Raw genomic sequence first — 23,115 nt, 5'->3', positions numbered from 1 at the left:
CTTTCTTACAGGTAAAGGCCAGTTTTTTCAGCTAAACGATTACAGGAAAACCGATTTCTAAGCTATTAAATGTAATGGTAAGGACACTGCCACCCACCATTCCCTAAAAAAGTTGCATCTTGTTTTCGGAAATTAATCACACTACCAGGTGACAGAAGAACAACTTATAGCAGCTTGCCAACAGCAGGAACCTCTGGCGCAACGTCGTTTGTACGAAATGCATGCGCCGAAGATGCTGGGGGTATGTCGGAGGTACCTCTCCCGGATAGAGGATGCTGAAGATGTGCTGGTAGAAGGCTTTTGTAAGGTGTTTCAAAATCTGGATCAGTATACTGGTAAAGGAAGTTTTGAAGGTTGGATTCGCAGAATCATGGTCAATGAAGCCTTGATGTTTTTACGTAAGAAGCACGCTTTGCGCAACGCTTACGAAATACAGGAACACCTCGATCTTCGATCTGATCAGAATGTAGTGGCGGAACTGGCAGCGCAGGATATCTTGTTTTTACTAGATCAATTGCCAACTGGTTACCGTACGGTTTTCAACCTGTATGTTTTGGAAGGGTTCAAGCACCGTGAGATTGCGGAAGAACTTGGTATCAGCATCAATACTTCTAAATCACAGCTCATTTTAGCGAAAAAACGCTTGCAAGAATTATTACTGGATGTTAATTATCCCGGTGTACGTGATCGAATGAAAGGTACTGCCGGGTAAATTATAAAAAACAACAACACCATGGCAAAGAAGGATATCTTTGACCTCTTTAGGGAAAAATCAGATGAATTGGAACAGACGCCTTCAGCGCAGGCTTGGGCCCGCATTGAAAGCAAAATGGCTGCTAAGCGGCCGAGTATGGTTCGTTCCACTCGCGTGCGTAAATTGCCCCAGCCGCTTGGTATTGCTGCAGCCTTGGCTCTTTTGCTAGGACTTTCGGTGGTATTTATGTGGTTGTCGGAGCAAAATCATCAAGGGGTATTGGCACATCAACAGCTGCCGCTTGAGCTGGAAGAGCTACAAATTATTGTAGATGATCAATCATCAAGTGCTGTAGAAAAAACGCCTGCTCATTTAGATATTACCCCAGCTAAGCCGATCATAGAAGGCAATTCCAGTCAAAAACTGGTCGCAAAACAGGAAAGTTTCCAAGAGGGTGGCACTAGTCCTGTATCACCTCCTGATTCTATCGAAAACGAAAATCGTAGAAGAACGAGTCGGTAATCACCTCAATCCTTAAACGGATGCCGAGGTTCCCACTCCGGGAGAGGAGCGATAAATTTAGCGACAATCGGTACCAAAGGATTGGCGATGGCGTAGCGTGAGCGCATCCAACAGTATAAATCTTCGGGTACGGCGCCTACCGAACTCTTTATTTCAAGGGCCGTCCGAGAGAAAACCAATGTGCTGCTCCCCGCCAGAATCGCTTCTTGTACCAAATCGTAGAGCATGTTTAAGTACAGCTGGTGACTACGATTGTAATCGGCTTCGAAGCCTAAAAAATGGGCTTCCAGCTCATGGCCATTGTACACTGCTGTGGAAAAACCAATAAACGCTTCGTCCAAAAAATAGCCCCATACCTTAAAACGCTCGGGAAACTGCTCCAACCAGGTGGTGAAGTAATTGGCAGGAAGAACAACCGCATTGAAATCTGATTGCGCTGCAATAATGCAGTACATGCGGTGCATTTCTGATTGGCGCAACTTGATTTCTTCCAAGTTCATTGTCCTTCTCATGAGTTCATCGCCCTTCTTTCGGGCACGACGAGCTCTGACCCGATATTTTGAACTCATAGCTTCGAGGTAATCAGAGAAACTGGACCAGGACTCTTCTAGATGAAGTACCATGTTTGGCTGAACGGGCAAGGCATGGTAGGCGTGCGCTTTGGGATATTGGCCCAAGGGCAAGTCTTTGATCATGATGCCGTGTATGCGCTCGGGCCAAGCGCTGGCAATAGCTTCACCCCCTTCTGCAAGAAGTGCTGCGAGTTCACTCGCTGGTAATTGGGTGTTCCCGCGAAGGCCGTGGTTGCCAGTGAGCAGCAGCTGACCAAAGGAAAGAATACGAAACCGTAATATTTTTGCCAGGACATCTTTGGCCCGTTGCGCCAAGCGTTGCAGACGGCCATATTGCGCATTCTGATCAAGCTTCCCCATTTGCTCTTCCGGGTTGAAAGAGAAAGTTTGTACGACTAAACCAAAAGGAGAATAGCTGGGATGCTCAAAAATAGCAAACCCTGTAGTTACGCCTTTAAGGCTAATTTGATCAATGAGACTGAAAAAATCGCCCGACAAGAAGAAATCTTCCGTTGTAATGAGTGATTCCCAATGCGCTTTGCCATCCGCAAGCGAGGGGAAACATTTTATCTCCCATCCTGATGGTAATGGATTGATATTCAATGAACTGGGTGCTATAGATGATGAGGAGGGAACAGCAGATAATGTGCTCTTATGCATTTCCATAAAGCGACATTCTGATCTAAGCGGCTCCTTCACGGGTGTATCTGTCATGGTAAAGTCAAATCAATCGTATACAGTAACGATATATACCGTAGGATGGTTGAAAAACTAACTAATTTGTCGCAGGATTATTCGATGAACGGCAGTTGGTTTGCTGCCAATACAGGAGGAGGAGATTGGTGGCAATACTATTTTTTCCACTTCTCTACCTCTTGAAGGGCATACTGCTCGTCTTCCCATCGTACGATTTCTACCCCTTCCGCACCTTTATAATTTTGGAACCAGTCTTCAATAATTCGCCGAGCAGCATCGTAGCGTAAGGCAAAAGTCATGAAGTCTTTCGCCCTGATGATCTGACTTTGGGGATCGGCCGGAATAGCGATGATCTTGGTATCAATTTCTTGACGGTCACGCAGCATCAAGGCTCCAATGGGAATAACTTGAATGATACTGCCCGTTGGGACAGACTCTCCGATCACCAGGATATCCAGGGCATCACCGTCGCCACCTCGTTCCTTATCCATTAATGTATTGGGAATAAATCCGTAATTGCCGGGGTAGGGCAGGAAGTCGATCACCCGGTCTTTACCCTCTATTTGGTCATTGAGAAACTGTTTGCTGGCGTAGTCGTATTCAATCTTGTGGTTGGTGCCCGCCGGGATTTCAATGACGGCCTGCAAATACTCGCCCTTGGTCGTGGCGGCAGTTGTGGGGTCTTGCATTGCCTTCTCCCGACAAGCAAAAGCACCTATCAGAAGGAGAACAGATAGCATTGCGGTTTTGGTGCTCATGGCGGCTATTGGTATTGTTGGGCATAATATTCGCGATAAGCTCCCGAGGTTACCCTTTCCAACCATTCAGTATTGTCAAGGTACCATTTAGCAGTACGTTTCAGCCCTTCTTCCACGCCAATGGTGGGTTCCCAGCCCAGCTCTGCTTTGATTTTTGAAGCATCAATAGCATAGCGTTGGTCGTGGCCAGGACGATCTTTTACGAAAGTAATCAGCTTACGAGAACTGCCTTCCGAACGCCCTAGCAACTCGTCTACCACATCGCAAAGCTGATGGACTAAGTCAAGATTGGAACATTCGTTATTGCCTCCGATATTGTAGGTCTCACCGTTTTTTCCTTGGCGGAAAACCAGGTCTATTGCGGCGGCATGGTCTTCCACCCACAACCAATCCCGAATATTGGAGCCGTCACCATACACGGGCAGCGGCTTTTCGTGACGGATATTATTAATCATCAAAGGCAGCAGTTTCTCTGGAAACTGGTAAGGGCCGTAATTGTTGGAACAGTTGGAAATCACCACTGGTAAGCCATACGTGTGCTGCCAGGCGCGCACGAAATGGTCAGAGCTGGCTTTGGAGGCAGAATAAGGCGAACGGGGATCGTAGGCCGTTTCTTCCGTAAACAAGCCTTCGGCTCCCAGCGAGCCATACACTTCATCCGTTGAGACATGATAAAAACGCTTTCCGGTGTAATCGCCTTGCCAATTGTTTTTGGCAGCATTGAGCAAATTGACGGTACCAACCACATTGGTCATGATAAAGGCCATCGGGTTGGCAATTGAACGGTCGACATGCGACTCTGCAGCCAGGTGGATGACACCCGTAAATTGGTGTTCGGCAAAGAGTTGTTCAAGAAAAGCAAAGTCGGTAATATCGCCTTTTACAAACGAGTAATTAGGGGCCGCTTCAATAGCTTTAAGATTCTCAGGATTGCCCGCATAGGTCAAAGCATCCAGGTTGACAATCTGTTCCTGAGGGTACTTTTTGACCAATAACTGAATCAGGTGAGAGCCAATAAAACCGGCACCTCCGGTTACTAAAATCTTTGCCATAACTTCTTACTTAACAACATTTTTAAAGTATTCGTACGTTCGCTTGAGGCCTTCTTCCCGATTTACGGTAGGGCTCCAGCCCAGGATTTCTTTTGCTTTGGTAATATCTGGCTGCCGAATTTTTGGATCATCTACCGGTAGATCGTGGTGGATGATATGGGCTGCTGGATTGTTTACTAAGGCTAAGACCTCTTTCGCAAAGTCCATGATGGTAATCTCATCGGGGTTGCCGATATTCACAGGCAGATGGTAGTCGCTTAAAAGTAGGCGGTAAATACCTTCCACCAAATCATCAACGTAGCAAAAGGAACGGGATTGTGAGCCATCGCCAAAAATGGTGAGCCCTTCTCCGCGGATGGCCTGCGAGAAGAAAGCAGGAAGTACGCGCCCATCATTGGTCCGCATTCGCGATCCATAGGTGTTGAAAATACGAATGATCCTGGTTTCCAGTCCGTGGTAGTTGTGGTAGGCCATGGTGATGGCTTCCAAAAAGCGTTTGGCTTCGTCGTATACGCCGCGTGGTCCTACGGGGTTGACATTGCCCCAATATTCTTCCGGCTGAGGGTGGATCAGGGGGTCACCATAAACTTCTGAGGTAGAAGCAACGAGGATGCGTGCTTTTTTCTCTTTGGCCAAGCCCAGCAAATTATGCGTACCCAAAGCACCAACCTTTAGGGTTTGAATGGGCATCTTAAGGTAGTCGATAGGGCTGGCAGGGGAGGCAAAATGCAGAATATAGTCCAATGGCCCCGCGACATGGACGAATTTGGAAACATCATTATGATAGTATTCAAACTCAGGTAATGGAAAAAGATGGGCAATATTATCTTTGTTACCCGTCAGCAAGTTGTCCATGGCAATGACCTGATAACCTTCTTTGATAAAGCGGTCACAAAGGTGAGAACCTAAAAAACCAGCCCCTCCCGTTATTAAAATTCTTGGCATAATGATGTATCGTGTTGGTTCAATGTTGGTTGTTATGACGGCCCAATTGAAAAAATGGTACAGGCCACATTAAATCAAGGCCAAAGATAGAAGATTCTACAGCAGACCATAAGCAGATGATGTTTTTTAATCGCCTAAAAAACCTACTTCATGGCCTCATGGTTATCTTTGCCTGCAAATATTAAGAAATGAATAATTTTTCCACTTCCGGTGCTTTTGTTTGGAAAATGACAAGTTTACTGGTATTAATGATGTTGCTCCATACGGCTATCCATGCACAAAGCTGGGAAGGAAGCAATTCAGGCAAGGCCATCTTGTTAAATTTTGGCTATGCGCCGCAAATTCCACTGGGTGATTTAGATGATCGCTTCGGGTTGAATTTTGCTCCTGAGGTTTCTGCCGATTTTATTACAGATAACAATTGGCTCATCGGCCTTCAAGGCCTTTATATCTTTGGTAGCAACGTAGAGGAAGATGTTTTGGCAGGGCTTCGTACCGAGTCGGGCGACATCATTGGTAATGACCGCGAACCCGCGGATATTCTACTGCGCGAGCGCGGATGGTACCTGGGCGTGAGAGCTGGCCGTCTGATAGGTTTGTTCGAAGACAATCCTCGTTCTGGTATACGTCTCAATTTGGGTGTAGGTTTGCTCCAGCATCGTATCCGTGTTCAGCAAGATCCATTCCGTTCCGTACCTCAGATAGAAGGAGAATACCTTAAGGGATACGACCGGCTTACCAATGGCTTGGCCTTGCACCAGTTTGTTGGTTACCAGGTGATTGGCCGGAATACGGGTATTAATATCACCGCTGGGTTTGAATTTTACGAGGGTTTTACCCAAAACCGCCGTTCTTTTGATTTCGATACCAGAATGACCGACACCAGCGATCGTCTGGACATCTTAGCGGGGTTCCGGTTTAGTTTTACCTTGCCTTTTTATCTGGGAAATGCGGAAGACGTTTATTATTAGACGTGAAATTTGCCTTTTTGTGTTAATGGAACGCAAGAAATGACCAGGCAAATCTCACCGTACCAAGTACTTAGTACAGGGTATAGAGATTTTGAAAACCTAAAACGGATGCGATACCAAGTACGATCTGCTTTTTACCTGGAACGGTGAGGTTTGATGGGTATATCGTTTGTTGATAATAAAATCTTTACACTCAAAACTCACGTTAGCCCCATGACGGCATTCATTTATCGACTGGTAATAAGTCTCTATCACGCCGTGATCTACTTGGCCTCCTGGTTTAAACCCAAGGCCAAGGCTTGGGTGGAAGGGAGAAAAGACTGGCAGGATAAACTTCAGGTGTGGAGGAGCGGTATTCCGGCGGAAGCCAAAGTCCTTTGGATGCACTGTGCCAGCCTGGGAGAGTTTGAGCAAGGGCGTCCGATCCTGGAACTTATCCGGGAGAATTACCCTGATTATCAGATCGTTTTAAGTTTTTATTCCCCATCGGGTTACGAGCAGCAGGCAAATTATCCCCATGCGGATTTTGTTACCTATTTGCCGCCAGACAGTCCTGGCAATGCACGCCAATGGCAAGCTATACTTCGCCCTGATCTGGCTATTTTTGTAAAGTACGAATTCTGGGTGTTTCACCTTAAGGCACTTTTTGCAGCAGGTATTCCCGTCTTTTTGGTGGCGGGAAGTTTTCGTCCCGGGCAGCTGTTTTTTCAGTGGTATGGGGCTTACTTTCTGGCACTTTTGCGAGGTTTTGAGCATCTCTTTGTGCAAAACCAGCGCGATGAAAAATTGCTGGAGCGTTTTGGCATCGCTGCCGTTACGGTTGCCGGTGATCCCCGTATAGATCGGGTCTTGGCGATTGCGCAGCAGGAGATTAATTTTCCTGAAATAGCCACTTTTAAAGGCAATGACCGCTTATTTATTGGAGGAAGCACCTGGCCCGCAGGGGAACAAATTCTATTAACTCAGCAAGCTTTTTGGCAGAACGGTTGGAAATTACTTCTCGCTCCTCACGACATTAGTGAAACACATCTGAGAAACATCGAAGCACTGTTAACCGTACCGTTTTGTCGTTATTCTCAATTAGCGACTCACCAAGATTTTGCCTCCTGCCGGGTGATGATTCTGGATACTATTGGAATGCTTTCCAGGGTTTACCACTACGGCGATCTGGCCTACATTGGAGGAGGGTTTGGAAAAAGTATCCACAATACATTGGAGCCTGCCGCCCACGGTTTGCCCATCCTTTTTGGCCCCAAGCATCAAAAGTTTCAAGAGGCTTTGACCTTGAAAAACCAGGGAGGTGCTTTTGAGGTGCTAAGTTTTGTAGATTTTGAACGTTATTTTATTGATTTTCAGGATAAAAATGTGTTTAATAAAGCACAAAAAGCAGTGCGCGGTTATCTCGAAGCCAACCAAGGGGCTGCGGGGCGGATTGTGGGGGCGTTACCGCTTAGAAATCAGTAATGGAAAAGGGGAAAGAGAGTTGCGTGAAATAGAAATTTTTAAAAGCGCTGCTGAATGATGGGGCCCCTGTCGACAGTGGGTACACACGAAGTGTCGTCCAAATTTTTTTCTTACTTTTGCTCCTCCTGACAGACTACAACCAATGAATTCAGCCGATTTTTTAGGACAGTTTTCCCAGCTTAATATTGTCGTCATTGGCGATGTGATGATTGACCGTTATCTCAGCGGGAAAGTAGATCGTATCTCGCCTGAAGCACCAGTGCCAGTCGTACATCTGCGTTCAGAGGACAATCGCCTCGGAGGAGCGGGCAATGTGGCATTGAATATTCAAGCCATGGGTGCTACGCCGTATTTGTTCAGCGTAATTGGGGAAGATGATAACGGGAAATTGTTAGAAAAACTGTTGCCAGAAGCTAGTATTTCTGCGAAATACCTCATCAAGCATCCGGATCGAGTGACGACGGTAAAAACGAGGGTGTTGGCTCAAAATCAGCACCTGCTGCGCGTGGATCGGGAAGATGCCAGCCCTATCCATGAGTCATTAGTGAGTCAGTTGATGGAGCAATTGAAAAACTTGCTGGATCAAAAAGAAATTCACCTCCTGCTTTTCCAGGATTATAACAAGGGGGTGCTGACGCCTAACCTAATTCGTGAGGTGATGTTGGAAGCGCTGCGGCGGGATATTCCCACGGCAGTGGATCCCAAGTATGATAATTTCTGGGCTTATCGCCACGTGACCCTGTTCAAACCTAATCTTCGGGAAATCCAACAACAAGTTGATCCCCACTTGAAGGCAGACTTGCCTAGCTTGCAAGCAGCAGCAGCAGAAGTGAGCCGACGCTTGGGCAATGCATATACGATGATTACCTTATCGGAAAAAGGGGTGTTTGTGGCGAGTAAAGAACTCAGCGAGATTATTCCTACTTACGAACGCACTATCGCCGATGTCTGTGGTGCAGGAGATACCGTGATCAGTATCATGGCATTAGGTTTGGCTGCAAAAATGGATTTGTCTACCATTGCTCGTTTGGCTAATCTGGCTGGCGGGCAGGTTTGTGAAAAAGTGGGGGTGGTACCGGTAGACAAGCATCAGTTAGCTGAAGAGTATGCTTCTCTGGTATCCAATTGAGAAAGATTATGCAAATCAGGCGACGATAATCAGTTCAAAACAAGCGCAAACTAGCTAGCTTGGCAATAAAGTTTTATCTTGGGGCTGCATAATAAACTCTTCTTTAGATCGCCTATTTCTCACTTTTTTTAGTTGCAACCAACCCTTTTCAACCTTTATGTTGTTGTAACAAAGTTACGTTAGCTTTCTCTAAAAAACTTCGACGGATCATCACATGGTTCGTCGCTTTTCAAGCACAGGCTTGACAAATTGTTTATTTACAAAAAACTGATTTTATGCAATTGAAGAATTACGTAATCGCCCTGTTCTGTTTGTCGCTGACCGCATTTGGTCTGCAAGCACAAGACTTTTTTACGGAAACTTTTGCCAGCACTGGCGGAGCTGTTCCAGCTGGCTGGATGAATGTAGCAGTATCTGGAGATGGCACTGCCACCGAAGCGTGGTTGTTTGGTACGGATGGTCCTTCTGGTCCTTTCGCAACGGCCCCTCTGGCAAGTACCACTGCTGCTGATGGCTGGGCTACTTTTGATTCTGATTTGAACTGTAGTTATACGAACCAAGATGCTTGGTTGATTTCTCCGGCCATTGATGCTTCTGATAAAGATGCGGTTTGGTTGTTGTTCGAAACTTTTTACCGTAGTTTCAACGACCGTCCACAAATCCGTGTAGGTACGGATCTGAATGACCTTTCTAGCTGGGCTACCTTCGAGGTGTTTCCCGGGATTACGGCCAACTCTTTTGGCGGTGCTCTAGATGGTGATCCAACGCAGAACCCACAAACTATTCAGTTGGATTTGTCTTCCGCTGCTGCTGGTGTAAATGGTGTTCATATTGCTTTCCAATTCCTTTCTGACGGATCTACGGCCAACGGTGGCAATCTAACGGGTTGTGGCTACAGCTGGCAGGTAGACGATATGATCCTTACGGAGACGGACCCACGTCCAGCTAACGAAATGCGCGTAAATGCTTTTGCTGCAGTAATGCCAAATGCGCTTACTCCAGCAAGTCAGGTAGAGCCTATCGGTTTTATCGCTGATATTGCTAATGCTGGTTCTGCGACGCAGGCTACGGTGACCTTAAACATGACCATCACCAACAACGCTGGTACGGAAGTGTACAATGACAATGTAATTTATACGAATATCGTTTCTGATTCAACGGCAGAGAATGTATTCTTCCCTACTGAATTTACACCTCCAGCGGTAGAAGACATCTACACTGCTACCTATTCCCTTTCTTATGATGGGGATGATATGGATGCTATCCCTGGCAACAACAGCAGACAGTTTGTCTTTGCAGTAACCGATACGCTTTTCGCTAAAGAAATTGGTGCTACCCGTGGTGTTGCTCCTGCTGATGACGATAGCTATACTTATGGCAACGTTTACCACATCAACAGTGGTACTACCTTAGATGGTGAGCCATTACACGCTCGTACCATCTCTTTTGGTGTAACCAATGCAGATGAACTGGCAGGTCGTTTTGTAACGGTTCTTTTGTTGGAATGGCCAGAAGATACCGATGAAAGCTTCACTGCTCAGCAAGACGAGTACACCATTGCTGGTTTCAATTCTTATGCATTTACAGGCGATGAAGGTGATGGCTTGATTACGGTTCTAGCCAACGAAGATGGCCCTGTAGCTTTGACCGAAGGATACAATTATATTGCCGCTATCCTTTACTCTACGGAAGATGATCAGGCAATGTTTTTGCAAGGTTCTGAGGATTATGATTACCAAGCAATGACTTTCTACACGGATTCTTTGGATCGTATTCGCTACTCTGCTGCGCTTGACGTAAGCAATGAAGGTGAATTAAGTATGACTGGCTTTGGTCAGGATATTGTACCTGTAGTACGTTTGAGCGTAGGTAACGATATGGTTGTAAATACCAGCGAAGTTGAATTACCTACGGGTGCCGTTACGGTATTCCCTAACCCTGCTAATACTTACGTTAATCTGGATTTCGATCTGGAAGAGCAAACAAGTGGTCAGTTGGTGGTATTCAATACCAAAGGACAAGTTGTTATCAACCGTAAATTAGATAATGTCATGAGCGAGCGCATTCAGTTGGAAACTGCTGGTCTACCTAGCGGAACTTACCTGATTCGCGTTGACACGGAGCTAGGTGTAAGCAATCGTATGATTACGGTTCAGCACTAAGAGAAGTTAGATTTGCCTTGTTTGGATATTGAATTAGATGTTTATACGGGCAAATCTAACTGTACCAGGTACTTAGTACAGGGTATAGGGACTTTGATAGACCCAGATTCGAAGCTTTACTAAGTATTTAGGTAGCTTATTGCTATCAAAGCAAAAAAAGGAGGGCATAGATGAGAATATCTCATTTATGCCCTTCCTGTTTTTAGTAAGCTGGTTTTCTAGAGAGCAAGTCTAATCAACCTGAAGGAACTTTTTTAATGCTTGTTGGCTCAATTCTGAACGGCTGACCCACTGGCTGTAAGAGAGGGCAAAGCAGGGAATACCCAAGCGTTCCAGCATTCTCCACCGTTCCAACGGTAGAGCCATTTCGTAAGCTCCTGGGAAACCGATGAGGTCAATACAATAAGTACGACCTTCATACACTACCACTAGATCGATTTCAAGCCCAGCAATAGGATAGTTTTCCAAAACGAGAGGTTGATCAGTTTGCTTGCTGATGAACTCACTCACCTCCCTCAGGAATGCATCGGTGCTAATGGAATTACCAATAGCCTTGGCCAATGTCGGCGTATATGCGGTATTGACTGCTTGTAAGTAGTGTTTCAACAAATGATCAGCAGGCAATTCTTGAGGCTCGACGGAAAGAAAAAGATATTGCGCAACCCTTGCTCTGGTGATACTTACATTAAAGACATTTTTTTGGCTTTTACCCGCAAAATCGATGAAACAGGATGGAATTCAGATATATTCTATCTTACTCAGCCTACTTACTCATAAAAAAAATCGTAAGCCCATAAGATTTTGCCGACCATCGGGTTCTGCATGATCATTAGGTCATTGGCATGCGTAAGGCCGTGGTACGCGGTTACTTCAGTAGGTTGAGTCGTTACACCCGTTTTAGGATCAACAAATGGTTTGTCATAAATAGGGAAGAGTTGCAGCGATTGTGGTGCTCCATCCTTGGTTTCAACGGTAAAGATGACGAAAGGTATTTGTTGGGTAATCTCCTCCCGTTCGCGGTTCATGTTGTTGTAGCCTGAAGAGATTATTTTCTCAAAATTCATGCGGTAAGCTTCTGCTTTTGCAACTTTTAACGGACGTTGAATTTTCGGGGTGAGCGGGTAGAAGGGGCTTACTTCAGCACCATTCTGGTAATCAACTCGAAATGACTTATTTTGTTGCTTGGGGTACTCAACACTGATCCGAGTAATATCTTCCGGTGCTAACCTGAAAATGGTACGATCTCGCCAGTCATCACCAGTAAGGTTGTAGCGGAAACGAAGGTTACCTTCCCAGCTGGGGATTTCAGTGACATAAGGCTGCTCTGCTCCTTCCAAAATGGCATATGTGCCGCGTTCGTCGTTGGTAGCCCCACCAATGTAGTAGGCTTTAAGCAGTTGATTGTCCTTGTCGTAAACCTCTACTTTGATACCGTTGGAAGCAAGATCTTCGACCATGTTTTTCACTGCCGCTTGGGTAGGTTTAAAGCGCATCCTGATCTTATCAATGGCAGTGAGTAGGTTCTCAACGGCATCAGGACGGGCAGGATATTTTTCGTTATAAGTCCAGCCAGAGGCACCACGCGTGAGAGTGGTACGGTTGCCGTGGCGATCGGCCAAAAAAACTTTGTAAACTTCTTCACGGGGTACCGAAAATTCACGGTCAGCACCGATCATAGAGCTAACGGGCCCTTGTTGTTCTTCGCTAAGTAAGAAATAGGCACCTATGCCAAGAACAACTACAGCAATCAATAATAGCAGCGTACGATTCATTAAGTTCTAATTTGTCTGCAAAGGTGCGGGCTTCCACTCGTTTATCCAAACCCGATTGAGTGAAAGTGCCGACAAACTGCGCAGGGGGGGGATCATCGGATGTGGACAGTAGATTTTCTAGTAAATAAAGCGATCAACCAATTCAAAAAAACAAGCCATTGCAATACCCAAAATAGCGTTTCAATGCCAATCTTAGTGGTAATGGTAGAAGTACCTCCCGGGATGATACTGGTCGCAAACCCAATATGGTCGAATCCTTGAATTGCTAGATGCATACCTGTGTAAATAAGGACCACCCACATTGTTTTATTTTGCCAGAGTTTACTGCCCGAAACAGTTTTGTAACTACCCAATACAATGATTAGCAGGATGAAGAATTCGACAATCAAAAAGTAGGGTAGTAATGGTGAAAAAACATCACGATGATTATTTGAAAAAAAGTAATTCCAAAGGTTATCGTACTGAAGAATCATCCAGTAATTGGTTCCACGCTCAAATAAATAATAAGCACTAATGAGTGCTAACACGATGAAATGTCGAGCAATCAAGGTGTTACCTTCTTCCTTTTTTACCAAAAAATGCAAAAGCCCCCAGAGAAGTCCCCATCCTAATAGCCAGGTATGCATACGCTTATTTTTCTATGCCTACCGCCCCGTACTTTCTCTTGCGTAACAAAAAGTAGATCAAACCAAACAGAAGCAATAAGGCTACCGGGATGGCAATGTTGATGATCCGCCAGAAGGTAGCTTCCGCCTCGGCCCGCTCGTTGTTGAGCATCCGCAGGCGTACTTCCTTGCCGCGGGCCTGGATGATCCCCCCTTCGTCAAGCAGGTATTCTAGCGCATTAAAAAGGAAATCCTTGTTTGAGAACTGGTATTTTTCGTAAACGTTGTACCCCAGCGGCACCACAGATCCATCCGGGCGTACCGGATTAGCAACCACATCACCATCTGCAACGACAATCATGGCGTTGGGTACACTCTGGCTTTTGTATTCCACCCCAATGTCTTCCAATACCGCTAGGTTCTCAGGCGTAAGGCGGTTTTCGTACATACTTGGAAAGGTACCTTCCAGCAATACGCCCATCACCAGCGAGTCTTGTTGAAACTTTGATGGATCGAGATCATAGCGTAGAAAATCAAAATCCAGCCCAACAGGGAGTTTTTGGTAACGGGCCGCATCACTACTCATCAGCAAAATCGTCTTTTCCAAGGGCGTTTTGGTGCGAGGAGAGAGGTCGATAGAGCTGGGGTAGAAAAGATTAATGGCCTCCAGACTACGAACAATCGGGTGGTTACTTTGTGGCAGCGCGAGTACATGATACGGGTAACGAAACAGATCAAACTGAGGCGCATTACCTACTACGCCAGTAGCCAGAGGAATACGGGTGCTGCGTAAATCCTGTACCAGGTCATCATTAAAGCGGAGCCCATAGCGGAAAAGCAAATCGTCGATGTTGAGCTCGTAGGGCTTGGGGTAAAATTCGGGGCGGCCTTGGAGGCTGTCCAAATCTACGGCTACCCGATCGAGAAGCCACATCACCTTGCCGCCATTCATGACGTACTGGTCTATCTTGAACTTGTTTTTGTCCGAGAAGGGTAGGGTAGGCTTGGCGATGATTAAAGCAGAAATATCTTGGGGTATTACAGCTACGCTATCCATTGCTAAACGGCCCACATCGTAGTAAGTCCGCAGTTCTTTCTCCAGGTCGGCTGTTCTGATGGGGGGGAGTTCTCCCTGTCCTGTGGTAAAGGCAATGATTTCGCGGTAAGACCGGTTCAATTTTTGGATAGCATTGGCAAACTTGTATTCCAAAAGCGCTACGGCATTATTCAGAATTACATCACTGGGCACGCCCGGGATTTCGTTTTCGAGAATATTGACGACCACTGATCGTTCGCCTTTATAAAAAATTGCGTACGGGAAAATGGACTTATTAGAGGTGCCTTCCACCCCTTTTACCCTAAGATTAATGGGCACAATTCCTGCTTCCTTGTATTTTTCGCGGCGTGCGTTAATCTCGTCAACACTACCTTCGTTGGGGTTGTAAAATTCATACTCGATATAAGGAGATACCGCGTGGAAGTCTTCCAGCATCTCACGCGTAGCCGACTGCAAGCGCTTGAAACCAGCTGGGAAATCTCCTTCCAGCAAAACGCGTACAAAGATGATATCTTCTTGAGCCTCCAGCAGTGCTTCACTACCTGGTGTGAGGGTGAAGCGCTTTTCTTCGGTCAGGTCTAAGGCTCCGTAAAGTGGCCGCCCACCCATCCGGCTGTTGGCTACGATATTGACGAGCAATAGAAGGCCTAGGCCGAGAAAAAACTGAACGATGGTTTGTGTCTTACGATTCACGCTAAGGAGTTTTGTTGAGGGACATTAAAGCGTACATTACCATTTTCTGCGCTCCAGCGCAAGCATGGAAAGAAACAGAAAAAAGCCAGTGGTACTCAAAAAGTAAATCACATCGCGAGAGTCAATGACGCCACGGCTAAGGCTGTCATAGTGGTAGAGCATACCCAGGTTTTGTACTACATCATCGCCCTTACCTACGAAAATCGGCAAGCGACTCAGGTAATCAAAGCCCCAGAAAAACCAGAAACACAAGGCGGTCGCTGCCAGGAAAGCCACGATTTGGTTGGGAGTAATGGCGCTGGCAAATACTCCGATAGCTACGAAGCCGCCCGCCAGGAAGAGCAGGCCAATATAAGAGCCGAGAATGCCTCCCGTGTCGAGGTTGCCTTTAGGAGCCCCCAATTCATAAACGGTGTAGTAGTAAATCAAGGTGGGGATTAAAGCAAAAGCCACCAATGCAAAGCTCGCCAGGTACTTGCCCATGATGATTTGCCAGTCGGAAATCGGACGGGTAATCAGCAGCTCAATGGTACCACTTTGTTGTTCTTCCGCAAAGGTGCGCATGGTGATCGCAGGGATCAGAAAGACAAAAATATTGGGGGCCATTGCGAAAAGCTGGTCAAGGGTAGCAAAGCCATAATTGAGGATGCTGGTGTCTGGAAAGACAAACATAAATAGACCCAGTACTACCAAGAAGACACCGATAACGATGTAGCCGATCAGGGAGCTGAAAAACAGATTGATTTCTTTACGAAAAATACTGAGCATGAGCTTTCTTTGGTGACGGATCAAAAATGGAATAAGTTATTTCCGTCAAATTACTTGGATGATTGTGTGCCAAATGATTGTCACAAATTATTTGCAAAAATACAAAAGCAATGGTGTTTGTGCTAATCTAATTGGTAGGTTCCGAACGTGCGGGCAGATAGATGGGGTGGCGATCATCATAAATGAGTAGGGTGCGTTGGAGGCGCTCTTCAGCTTCCTGTACTGTAAGGCTTTCAATCGTTTTGGTGAGGGCCACATCATCCGCCATCAGGCGTATCATATTCAATCTATCGTAAGGACTGATTTCGCCGGTGGCCAGGACAAGGATGCGTTCCGTAAGGTGAGTTTTTTCCCGGATGACATTTTGCTGCCGAAACGGTCTGCCAGTCATGGGGTTATAGGCTTTGATGAGTACCGTATCCGGCCGTTTTTGCTCATAGGCATAATAACATAATCGCCCTCTAACACGTAGACCAGCATAGACCGTAAAATTGCGGGTCGTATCCACATACGCGCGGATGTAAGGAAAACCGTTGACGCAGATGAAATCTACTTCCTGGAGCTCAATCGGTAAGTCGGGGCGGCCCTTGGGAAATAAATTTTCTACTTTCAAAAGGTACTCTTCTTCTTGCAAAACCAAATTGCCCGCCAGTACATTAAAGGCCGTACTCGGTTGGTTGGTGCGTAATGCTTCTGCATTGGCATAAAGACCATCTGTAAAACGGAAATTCACATCTACCAAAACGCTGTCAGTAGTTTGTGCATTGAGACCCCAAAAGCATAACACTAAAACCAGGTTCAAACCATACTTCATGCCTTCACTTTTTGTTCGGTCAGTTGGCGGAAAACATCTTCTATGCTGAGTTCATCGCGCCGCAACTCTAGCAAAGGCGCATTTTGCTGTACCGCTAATTGGAAAATAGCCTCACGGATATCTTGTTTACCTACGGAAGCTAGTCGCCAGCGGTTTTTACCAAAAGATTCAACCGTCCTCACACCGGAGATGGCTGCCAGGTCTGCCTTCTGTACCGCTTTTGCAAAAGCAACCGTCACGATGGTTTCTCCCTGAAGCCGCGATTGCAATCTTTCAATTGGATCATTGGCCACGAGCTTACCCCGATTGATGATGATGACCCGGTCACAAAGGGCTTGCACTTCTTGCATGATGTGGGTAGAAAAGATCACCGTTTTCTGCTCTCCCAGTTGCTTGATTAAGCTACGGATTTCCGCCAACTGATTAGGGTCTAGCCCAGAGGTAGGTTCGTCAAGAATGAGCACTTGTGGGTCGTGAATCATCGCTTGTGCCAAGCCCACCCGCTGGCGGTATCCTTTTGACAAGGCTCCAATGGGCTTGTGCTGTTCGCGACCCAACCCGGTCATGTCAATGAGCTCGTTGATACGCTTGTTAGGTTTACTCAACTTGTGGATGCGTGCCACAAAAGTCAGGTATTCTCTCACGTACATGTCCTTGTAAAGCGGATTGTTTTCCGGAAGGTAGCCAATCTCCCGTTGAGCAGTCAGGGTGTCTTCCACAACATCAATACCACAGACACTCAATTTCCCTTCACTGGGCGGCAAGTAACCGGTAATCATTTTCATGGTGGTCGTCTTTCCTGCACCGTTTGGCCCTAGAAAGCCCAGGATTTCTCCAGGTTTTGCTTCAAAGGCAATATGGTCTACCGCGCGTTGGGTACCGTAAATTTTCGTTAACTGCTCAACTTGAACTGACATATTATAGCTTTTGCTACCGCAAAAATAACAGGTATACCGACAACAAAGCAATTTGGGTAGACCAAACCACTTTTTGTCCGAAAAATTGGTCAACAATCCTGTTATTAACGCTCCAAATCAAAGGAGCGTATTTCATAAAGAAGGGTTGTAAATGCAGGCAAATACTTCGGTCTGTACATTTACCCAACACGAACCAAGGGTAAAACGTTAATATAAGCGTAGAACTAATTCATAATTAGTATTTTTACCAACAGACAAAGCCTGAAAACATGAAATACCTGAGTCTTTTTCTATTTTCTTTGTTGCTAGGAGCCTGTGATACGCCAAAACCTAATGCTGCCACCAACGCGGTTCCTGTAGGTGAGGCTGCTTACGTTTCTCCTAAGGTGAATACCTTCAACGAACCACTGGCAAGCCTTCCTGCCGACTCCATCCCCGTTTCCTATTCCATAAAGGGAGTAGCGCAGGCGCCGATTGGATTCAATGGCATGATGGGGGAGTGGGTTGCCGCTTATGATGAAAATGAAGCAGTGAGGTTCCTGCCAGGAAAATACGTTTCCTATTACAATGGAGAAAAAGTGGTAGAAGAAAACATGACTTACTACCAGGTTTGTCCAGAGGCATGTACCGGAGGCCAGGGGCCTGAAGTACCTTGTTTTGTGTTGGCTAGTGCTTATGAAAAAATGTGTTTTGCGATCTTGAATCAAACCGAAGAAATACTGGAGTTAAGTTTGTTGGGAGCCAATGGTGCTACACTCACTTATCACCGAAAACAAGCCAATTAGGGTGTTACTTTGTACCCCGTACTTTGTACCTAATACCAACAAAACCTATGAGCTTTTTCGAACGCTGGTTCGGTCATAAAGACGAAGCAAACGCGCAGCCCGACATCCGTTTTGGACGTTATAGCGATTCTTACAAAACCACCGATTGTTACGATGCTTGGGATACGGCTCTGACTGATTTTGAGAATGGGAAGTACCTCAGTGCTTACGAGCAGTTTCTTTATTTTCTACGTGACGAGGAAGAAGAAAATGTCGTCTGGGAAAAGAGTGAGCAAGGCCTTGCTTTTGAGCTTTTTCAAGGTAGTAAGAGAGTTGTGGGTTGGGCTACGCGCCAACGCTTGCGGGTCGAAGCACGGGTGGCCCGAATCAGTGCTCCACGTCCAGAGTTGCTCCGGCGCCTGGTAGAGCAAAACTACGCCCTCAAATTCAGCCGTTACGCCCTCGATCCGGATTATCATATTACGGTGGTTTTCGAGACGGATACCATCGATGCCTCTCCTTACAAGTTATACTACGCCCTTAAAGAGGTAGCCACCCAAGCCGATAAGCAAGATGATCTCTTGCTCGAAGAATTTGGCCACATGGAGCCGGTAGACAGTTCACACCTAACCCCGCTTTCCGAAGAGGAAACTCGGATCAAACACCAGTACATCACGCAGCAGATTCGCAGGACACTGGAAGAAGCCGAAAATGGAGCGCTGGACTCTGAACAATACCCCAGTGGAACGGCCTGTTTGTTGCTGTCTTTGATCTACAAGCTGGATTACCTCACCAAGCCCGAGGGCTTCACCATGGAAACGCTGGAACGTATTCACCGCCGCTTTTTCTCCAAGGAGAGTGCCATGAGCGTACAGCAAAAAAATGAATCCATCATCAGTGAGTTGCGCAGCCTCCTCGAACGTTCAGAAAAGGAATACAGTCGGGAGATGTACCAGGTCAAAACCACTTTCGGTATTACCGCACCCGTGACCCACGATCGCATCGTCAATCTCATCGATGCAGAGTTGCATCAGATGGATTGGTACAAGGACAATGGTTACTACAAAATTGCGGCGGCTTACCCCTGCTACATCGTGGGTTACAGTCTCTTTATTTATGCCGTTCCACAGCCCGACAGAGAGTTTTTTCACTTGTTTTTTCGTGTCACCGAACCCGCTTATTTTAAGGCACTGGGCTTTCAGCCTGATTACTGTGATCCAGAAACCAAGCAACTGGACAGCAAGGCCATCCGGCGAGCTATTGATCAAATCGCCAAAAAGCACCGTAGTCGCCACCCACAGCTCCGCCCTTCGGTGAGTATACTCAATTTTGATAACCTACTCGATTTCTCCCGTACCTTCTTACTGATGATCCGTGAGCTAGACCTCACTAGGATGGATTAATAGCTGTAGGGTGCGAAACCGCCCGTATCTCATTATGTACTTTTGCAGGAAGTCTGGCTAGCCCCAAAACGTCCGGATAAATCGCTGTGCATTCCCGTGGGCGAGTGCCTTCAATTCTTGCTCGGTTACACCCAGTGTTTCCAGTTGCTGCAAAATTTTAGGATACTGTCCGGCGTCCTCATATTCAGGAAAGAAAAGGGGCTGCCGCTCCGGATCAGGAATTCCAGGCCGGTAGAAAAAATCGGCACCGAAAGCCATGCATTTTGGTGCATTGGCCAGCCCATAGCGGATGTGTTCCAATAAGGAACCAGGCTGCTCACCATCCAGGAAGAGCCTTAGAAAATTGGCACCGATCAGGCCGTTCCTCTTGATAATTTCTACCACCAACTCTGAGGGCAAATTCCGCGGGTGATCCCGCAGGATACGAAAGTTGGAATGACTGGCGATGACCGCCAAATCGTAGCGTTTTTTATCAATGTAATTGATGATATCGTAGGCCATGGCGTCGCTGGTATGCGAGAGATCTACCGGAATATCCTTTTCGGCCATATAGTCAAGCAGCACCTCCCCATCAGGTTTTAACCCGACGGTACTGTAGTTGCCGCCACCGAAGCGATTTTCGGCGTGGTGGGTAATGGTAATGTAAAAGAGCCGCTTGCCTATCGCAAGGATGTTATCCAACCGGCGGAAGGCAGTGTCTAGCGGTTCCTGCTCTGTCGCTAGAATACTCGCATTCTCGATAGCCAGCGTGACGCCAATTTTATCTTCTTGTGGCTGATCCAGTTGCTTACTTTCCGTGAGGGCAAAAAATGCAGGATGTTGGAGCAAATCCTGGTAAGCCTGCAATTGCAACTCACCCAGCTGCACACTTTCGGGGCCAGTGGTGGCAAAAATGGCCAGCACCTGGTGGCTTACCTTCCCTTTTTGCAAATAGGGTAGCGTCACGCCAATGTCCTCCGTTGCCAGGATGTTGGCTCCTGGTGCATTGGCGAGGTAGAGGAGGAGGTCGCAGTGGAGGTCGGTGATGGGGAGAGAAGAATTCATAGAAAAAAGTAAATACTTTGAGTTGAATAACAAAAAAAAGCGCCGGCCAACTGGCCAGCGCTTTTTTATAGTGGAGACGCCGAGAGTCGAACTCGGGTCCAGTGAAAGCACGATAGAGCCTTCTACATGCTTAGTTTCCAGTTAGATTTTCGAGTCAGTGGTAGGATTGGAAACCCTCCCGCACACTCACCTTATCTCCTGAATTTCGCATCACACTCGGAGCGGGGTGGTCAGCTAGTCTAAAGGTTTGGTTGATATGCGGCACGCTGTGTATTAGACGTCAAGCGTACGGCACAACGGCTTTCTAATTCCTAGAATTAGGCAGCCATGGCGAACTGTGAGTTGCCATTTGAATTGGTTGATAACTATTTGGTAACGGAGATAAGTCATCATACTCCGGCATGCTTACTAAACCGTTCACTCTCCTGTCGATGCCATTACGTCCCCAGAAAAATGAATGATGCTCTTTTGCATCAGGTCACAAATATAACACTTCTATTAAGGGTAAAGTTCCTTTTTGGCGTGTTTTCTTCTTTATTAAAGTGCCAAGGATGTTTTGCTGTGAAGACATTTAGGTGCAACGTTGCTACAGCCTACCCTTACACCCTTATACTCTTACCACCCCTTTACGGCTTGTACGAATCCTTCAAACCCACCGTCTGGTTGAAAACGGGTTTAGCCGCTGTCGTGTCCTCGTCTGCAGCGAAGTAGCCCAGGCGCATAAACTGAAAACCTTGTCCAGGTTTGGCTTTGCTCAGACTTGGTTCTACAAAAGCAGTAATGGTTTTTAGGCTTTCTTTATTGAAAAATTCCAGAAAGTCTTTGTCCTCGTGGCTAGTGGGTACGGGGTCGGTGAAGAGGCGGTCGTACATTCTTACTTCAGCTTCTACGGCCTGACCTATACTCACAAAATGCAGCGTGCCTTTGGCTTTAATGCCCGAGGTGTCTTCGCCGCTCTTGCTGTCGGGGTAGTAGGTACAGTAAACGGTCGTCACTTCGCCTGTTGCTGGATCGGTATCGAAGCTTTCGCAATGCAAGATGTAAGCACTCTTGAGGCGAACATCACGCCCCGGAGCCATTCGGAAGTATTTGCGTCCAGGTGCTTCTGCCATAAAATCTTCCTTTTCAATGTATATTTCTCGGCTGAAGGGGATTTCGTGACTTCCGCTGTTTTCGTCTTCGGGGTTGTTGATCGTTTCCAGCATTTCTACCTGGCCTTCGGGATAGTTGGTGATCACTACTTTCAGTGGATCAAGCACGGCCATTACGCGGTCAGCAGTTTTATTGAGCTCCTGACGAACGTGGTATTCCAGGCGTTCTATTTCAATGACATTGTCGCGTTTGGTCAAGCCAATGCCGCGACAAAAATCGACAATTGCCTGAGCGGGGTAGCCCCGGCGACGCATTCCCGCAATGGTGGGCATGCGGGGATCATCCCAGCCGGTAACAAAACTTTCCTCTACTAATTTTAGCAGCTTGCGCTTGCTGGTGATCATGTAACTGACATTCATCCGGGCAAATTCAATTTGCCGACTAGGGAAGATTTCCAGTTTTTCGATCAGCCAATTGTACAAATCACGGTGGTGGCGGAATTCCAGCGAACAAAGCGAATGCGTAATCCCTTCGATGCTATCACTTTGGCCGTGCGCGAAATCGTAAAGTGGGTAGATGCACCAATCATCCCCGGTACGGTGATGGTGCTCGTGTTTGATACGGTAGATGACAGGGTCACGGAGTAGTAAGTTGGGGGCAGCCATGTCTATCTTGGCCCGCAAAACACGGGTTCCATCAGGGAACTCTCCGGCTTTCATCCGAGCAAAAAGATCGAGGTTTTCTTCGATGGAGCGCTCACGGAATGGGCTATTGGTACCCGGAGAAGTGGTATCTCCTTTCATTGCAGCCATCTCTTCAGCAGTAGAGTCGTCAACGTAAGCCAATCCTTTTTTGATCAGATCGACGGCGTAATTGTAGAGCTGCTCGAAATAGTCGGAAGCGTAAAGGACATCACCACTCCATTCGTAGCCCAACCACTTGATATCGTTTTTGATATTGTTAACGTAGTCGGTCTTCTCAGTCGTAGGATTGGTATCATCCATCCGCAGGTTGGTCTTGCCGTTGTATTTGAGCCCAAGATCGAAATTGAGCACTATCGCCCGGCAGTGCCCAACGTGCAAATAACCGTTGGGTTCGGGAGGGAAACGGGTATAAACGTTGCCTCCGTGCTTGCCGTTTTGGATGTCCTCGACAATGATTTGTTCAATAAAATTCAAGCTTTCGCGAGCTTCCGTACTCATGCGCCGACTATTTTTTGGT

At 46.7% G+C, this 23,115-nt stretch carries 21 protein-coding genes and 1 other RNA gene; 8 read left to right on the top strand and 14 right to left on the bottom strand.

What is annotated here, in order from left to right:
* Positions 1–148: 148 nt before the first annotated feature.
* Together AB0L18_RS27470 and AB0L18_RS27465 are read left to right on the top strand one after the other, a co-directional pair.
* Positions 149–712: an RNA polymerase sigma factor gene (locus AB0L18_RS27470; RefSeq protein WP_367390527.1), complete on the top strand. Its 564-nt coding sequence runs from the start codon at positions 149–151 to the stop codon at positions 710–712.
* A 21-nt stretch (positions 713–733) separates the two neighbouring features.
* A complete protein-coding gene (locus AB0L18_RS27465; protein WP_367390526.1) occupies positions 734–1,216 on the top strand; it encodes a hypothetical protein in 483 nt (160 codons plus the stop codon).
* Between the two features lie 5 nt (positions 1,217–1,221).
* Here the strand turns inward: AB0L18_RS27465 and AB0L18_RS27460 are convergent, their stop codons facing one another.
* The 4 genes from AB0L18_RS27460 to AB0L18_RS27445 all read right to left on the bottom strand — a co-directional run bounded on the left by AB0L18_RS27460 (position 1,222) and on the right by AB0L18_RS27445 (position 5,239).
* Positions 1,222–2,454, bottom strand: coding sequence for a GNAT family N-acetyltransferase (locus tag AB0L18_RS27460; protein WP_367390525.1), 1,233 nt, complete (start codon positions 2,452–2,454; stop codon positions 1,222–1,224).
* Between the two features lie 185 nt (positions 2,455–2,639).
* Positions 2,640–3,242 (bottom strand): inorganic diphosphatase, encoded by a 603-nt coding sequence (locus AB0L18_RS27455; protein WP_367390524.1) that lies wholly within the window; start codon positions 3,240–3,242, stop codon positions 2,640–2,642.
* Between the two features lie 5 nt (positions 3,243–3,247).
* Entirely contained in the window at positions 3,248–4,294 is a 1,047-nt protein-coding gene (gene rfbB / locus AB0L18_RS27450) for a dTDP-glucose 4,6-dehydratase (protein ID WP_367390523.1), read from the bottom strand.
* Positions 4,295–4,300: 6 nt separating this feature from the next.
* Positions 4,301–5,239, bottom strand: a complete 939-nt coding sequence (locus tag AB0L18_RS27445) for a UDP-glucuronic acid decarboxylase family protein (protein ID WP_367390522.1) — start codon at positions 5,237–5,239, stop codon at positions 4,301–4,303.
* A 188-nt stretch (positions 5,240–5,427) separates the two neighbouring features.
* Between AB0L18_RS27445 and AB0L18_RS27440 the strand changes: the two genes are divergently transcribed.
* From AB0L18_RS27440 to AB0L18_RS27425, 4 genes are all read left to right on the top strand, one after another.
* On the top strand, positions 5,428–6,210 hold the full coding sequence (locus AB0L18_RS27440) for a hypothetical protein (RefSeq protein ID WP_367390521.1): 783 nt from the start codon (positions 5,428–5,430) through the stop codon (positions 6,208–6,210).
* A 213-nt stretch (positions 6,211–6,423) separates the two neighbouring features.
* On the top strand, positions 6,424–7,674 hold the full coding sequence (locus AB0L18_RS27435; protein WP_367390520.1) for a 3-deoxy-D-manno-octulosonic acid transferase: 1,251 nt from the start codon (positions 6,424–6,426) through the stop codon (positions 7,672–7,674).
* A gap of 142 nt (positions 7,675–7,816) precedes the next feature.
* Entirely contained in the window at positions 7,817–8,803 is a 987-nt protein-coding gene (locus AB0L18_RS27430) for a bifunctional heptose 7-phosphate kinase/heptose 1-phosphate adenyltransferase (RefSeq protein ID WP_367390519.1), read from the top strand.
* A gap of 275 nt (positions 8,804–9,078) precedes the next feature.
* Positions 9,079–10,965 carry a T9SS type A sorting domain-containing protein gene (locus AB0L18_RS27425; protein WP_367390518.1) on the top strand — a complete coding sequence of 629 codons (1,887 nt, stop codon included), beginning with the start codon at positions 9,079–9,081 and terminating at the stop codon, positions 10,963–10,965.
* 231 nt (positions 10,966–11,196) lie between these two features.
* On the opposite strand, the gene AB0L18_RS27420 is transcribed toward AB0L18_RS27425, so the two are convergent.
* The 7 genes from AB0L18_RS27420 to gldA all read right to left on the bottom strand — a co-directional run bounded on the left by AB0L18_RS27420 (position 11,197) and on the right by gldA (position 17,591).
* A complete protein-coding gene (locus AB0L18_RS27420; RefSeq protein ID WP_367390517.1) occupies positions 11,197–11,574 on the bottom strand; it encodes a hypothetical protein in 378 nt (125 codons plus the stop codon).
* A gap of 158 nt (positions 11,575–11,732) precedes the next feature.
* Complete coding sequence (locus tag AB0L18_RS27415) at positions 11,733–12,737, bottom strand: DUF4340 domain-containing protein (RefSeq protein WP_367390516.1); 1,005 nt, start codon at positions 12,735–12,737, stop codon at positions 11,733–11,735.
* A gap of 92 nt (positions 12,738–12,829) precedes the next feature.
* Entirely contained in the window at positions 12,830–13,363 is a 534-nt protein-coding gene (locus AB0L18_RS27410) for a hypothetical protein (RefSeq protein WP_367390515.1), read from the bottom strand.
* Between the two features lie 4 nt (positions 13,364–13,367).
* Positions 13,368–15,092 (bottom strand): gliding motility-associated ABC transporter substrate-binding protein GldG, encoded by a 1,725-nt coding sequence (gene gldG, locus AB0L18_RS27405; RefSeq protein WP_367390514.1) that lies wholly within the window; start codon positions 15,090–15,092, stop codon positions 13,368–13,370.
* A gap of 36 nt (positions 15,093–15,128) precedes the next feature.
* Complete coding sequence (gldF, locus tag AB0L18_RS27400) at positions 15,129–15,860, bottom strand: gliding motility-associated ABC transporter permease subunit GldF (protein WP_367390513.1); 732 nt, start codon at positions 15,858–15,860, stop codon at positions 15,129–15,131.
* Positions 15,861–15,987: 127 nt separating this feature from the next.
* Positions 15,988–16,674 carry a hypothetical protein gene (locus AB0L18_RS27395; protein WP_367390512.1) on the bottom strand — a complete coding sequence of 229 codons (687 nt, stop codon included), beginning with the start codon at positions 16,672–16,674 and terminating at the stop codon, positions 15,988–15,990.
* Positions 16,671–17,591 carry a gliding motility-associated ABC transporter ATP-binding subunit GldA gene (gene gldA, locus AB0L18_RS27390; RefSeq protein ID WP_367390511.1) on the bottom strand — a complete coding sequence of 307 codons (921 nt, stop codon included), beginning with the start codon at positions 17,589–17,591 and terminating at the stop codon, positions 16,671–16,673. Before gldA ends, AB0L18_RS27395 begins: the two co-directional genes overlap by 4 nt.
* 269 nt (positions 17,592–17,860) lie before the next feature.
* Between gldA and AB0L18_RS27385 the strand changes: the two genes are divergently transcribed.
* Both AB0L18_RS27385 and AB0L18_RS27380 read left to right on the top strand, forming a co-directional pair.
* A complete protein-coding gene (locus AB0L18_RS27385) occupies positions 17,861–18,376 on the top strand; it encodes a hypothetical protein (protein WP_367390510.1) in 516 nt (171 codons plus the stop codon).
* A 47-nt stretch (positions 18,377–18,423) separates the two neighbouring features.
* Entirely contained in the window at positions 18,424–19,758 is a 1,335-nt protein-coding gene (locus AB0L18_RS27380; RefSeq protein WP_367390509.1) for a hypothetical protein, read from the top strand.
* A 57-nt stretch (positions 19,759–19,815) separates the two neighbouring features.
* Here AB0L18_RS27380 and AB0L18_RS27375 read toward each other — a convergent pair whose 3' ends face one another.
* From AB0L18_RS27375 to AB0L18_RS27365, 3 genes are all read right to left on the bottom strand, one after another.
* On the bottom strand, positions 19,816–20,802 hold the full coding sequence (locus AB0L18_RS27375) for a dipeptidase (protein WP_367390508.1): 987 nt from the start codon (positions 20,800–20,802) through the stop codon (positions 19,816–19,818).
* Between the two features lie 68 nt (positions 20,803–20,870).
* Positions 20,871–21,249, bottom strand: a transfer-messenger RNA (tmRNA) gene (ssrA, locus tag AB0L18_RS27370).
* Between the two features lie 179 nt (positions 21,250–21,428).
* Positions 21,429–23,096: a glutamine--tRNA ligase/YqeY domain fusion protein gene (locus tag AB0L18_RS27365; protein ID WP_367390507.1), complete on the bottom strand. Its 1,668-nt coding sequence runs from the start codon at positions 23,094–23,096 to the stop codon at positions 21,429–21,431.
* Between the last annotated feature and the right edge of the window lie 19 nt (positions 23,097–23,115).

Origin of the sequence: Lewinella sp. LCG006 (assembly GCF_040784935.1) — a bacterium.
GTDB lineage: Bacteria > Bacteroidota > Bacteroidia > Chitinophagales > Saprospiraceae > Lewinella.
The sequence above is the reverse complement of the archived record's forward strand: the minus strand, read 5'-3'. Positions and strand labels throughout refer to the sequence as shown.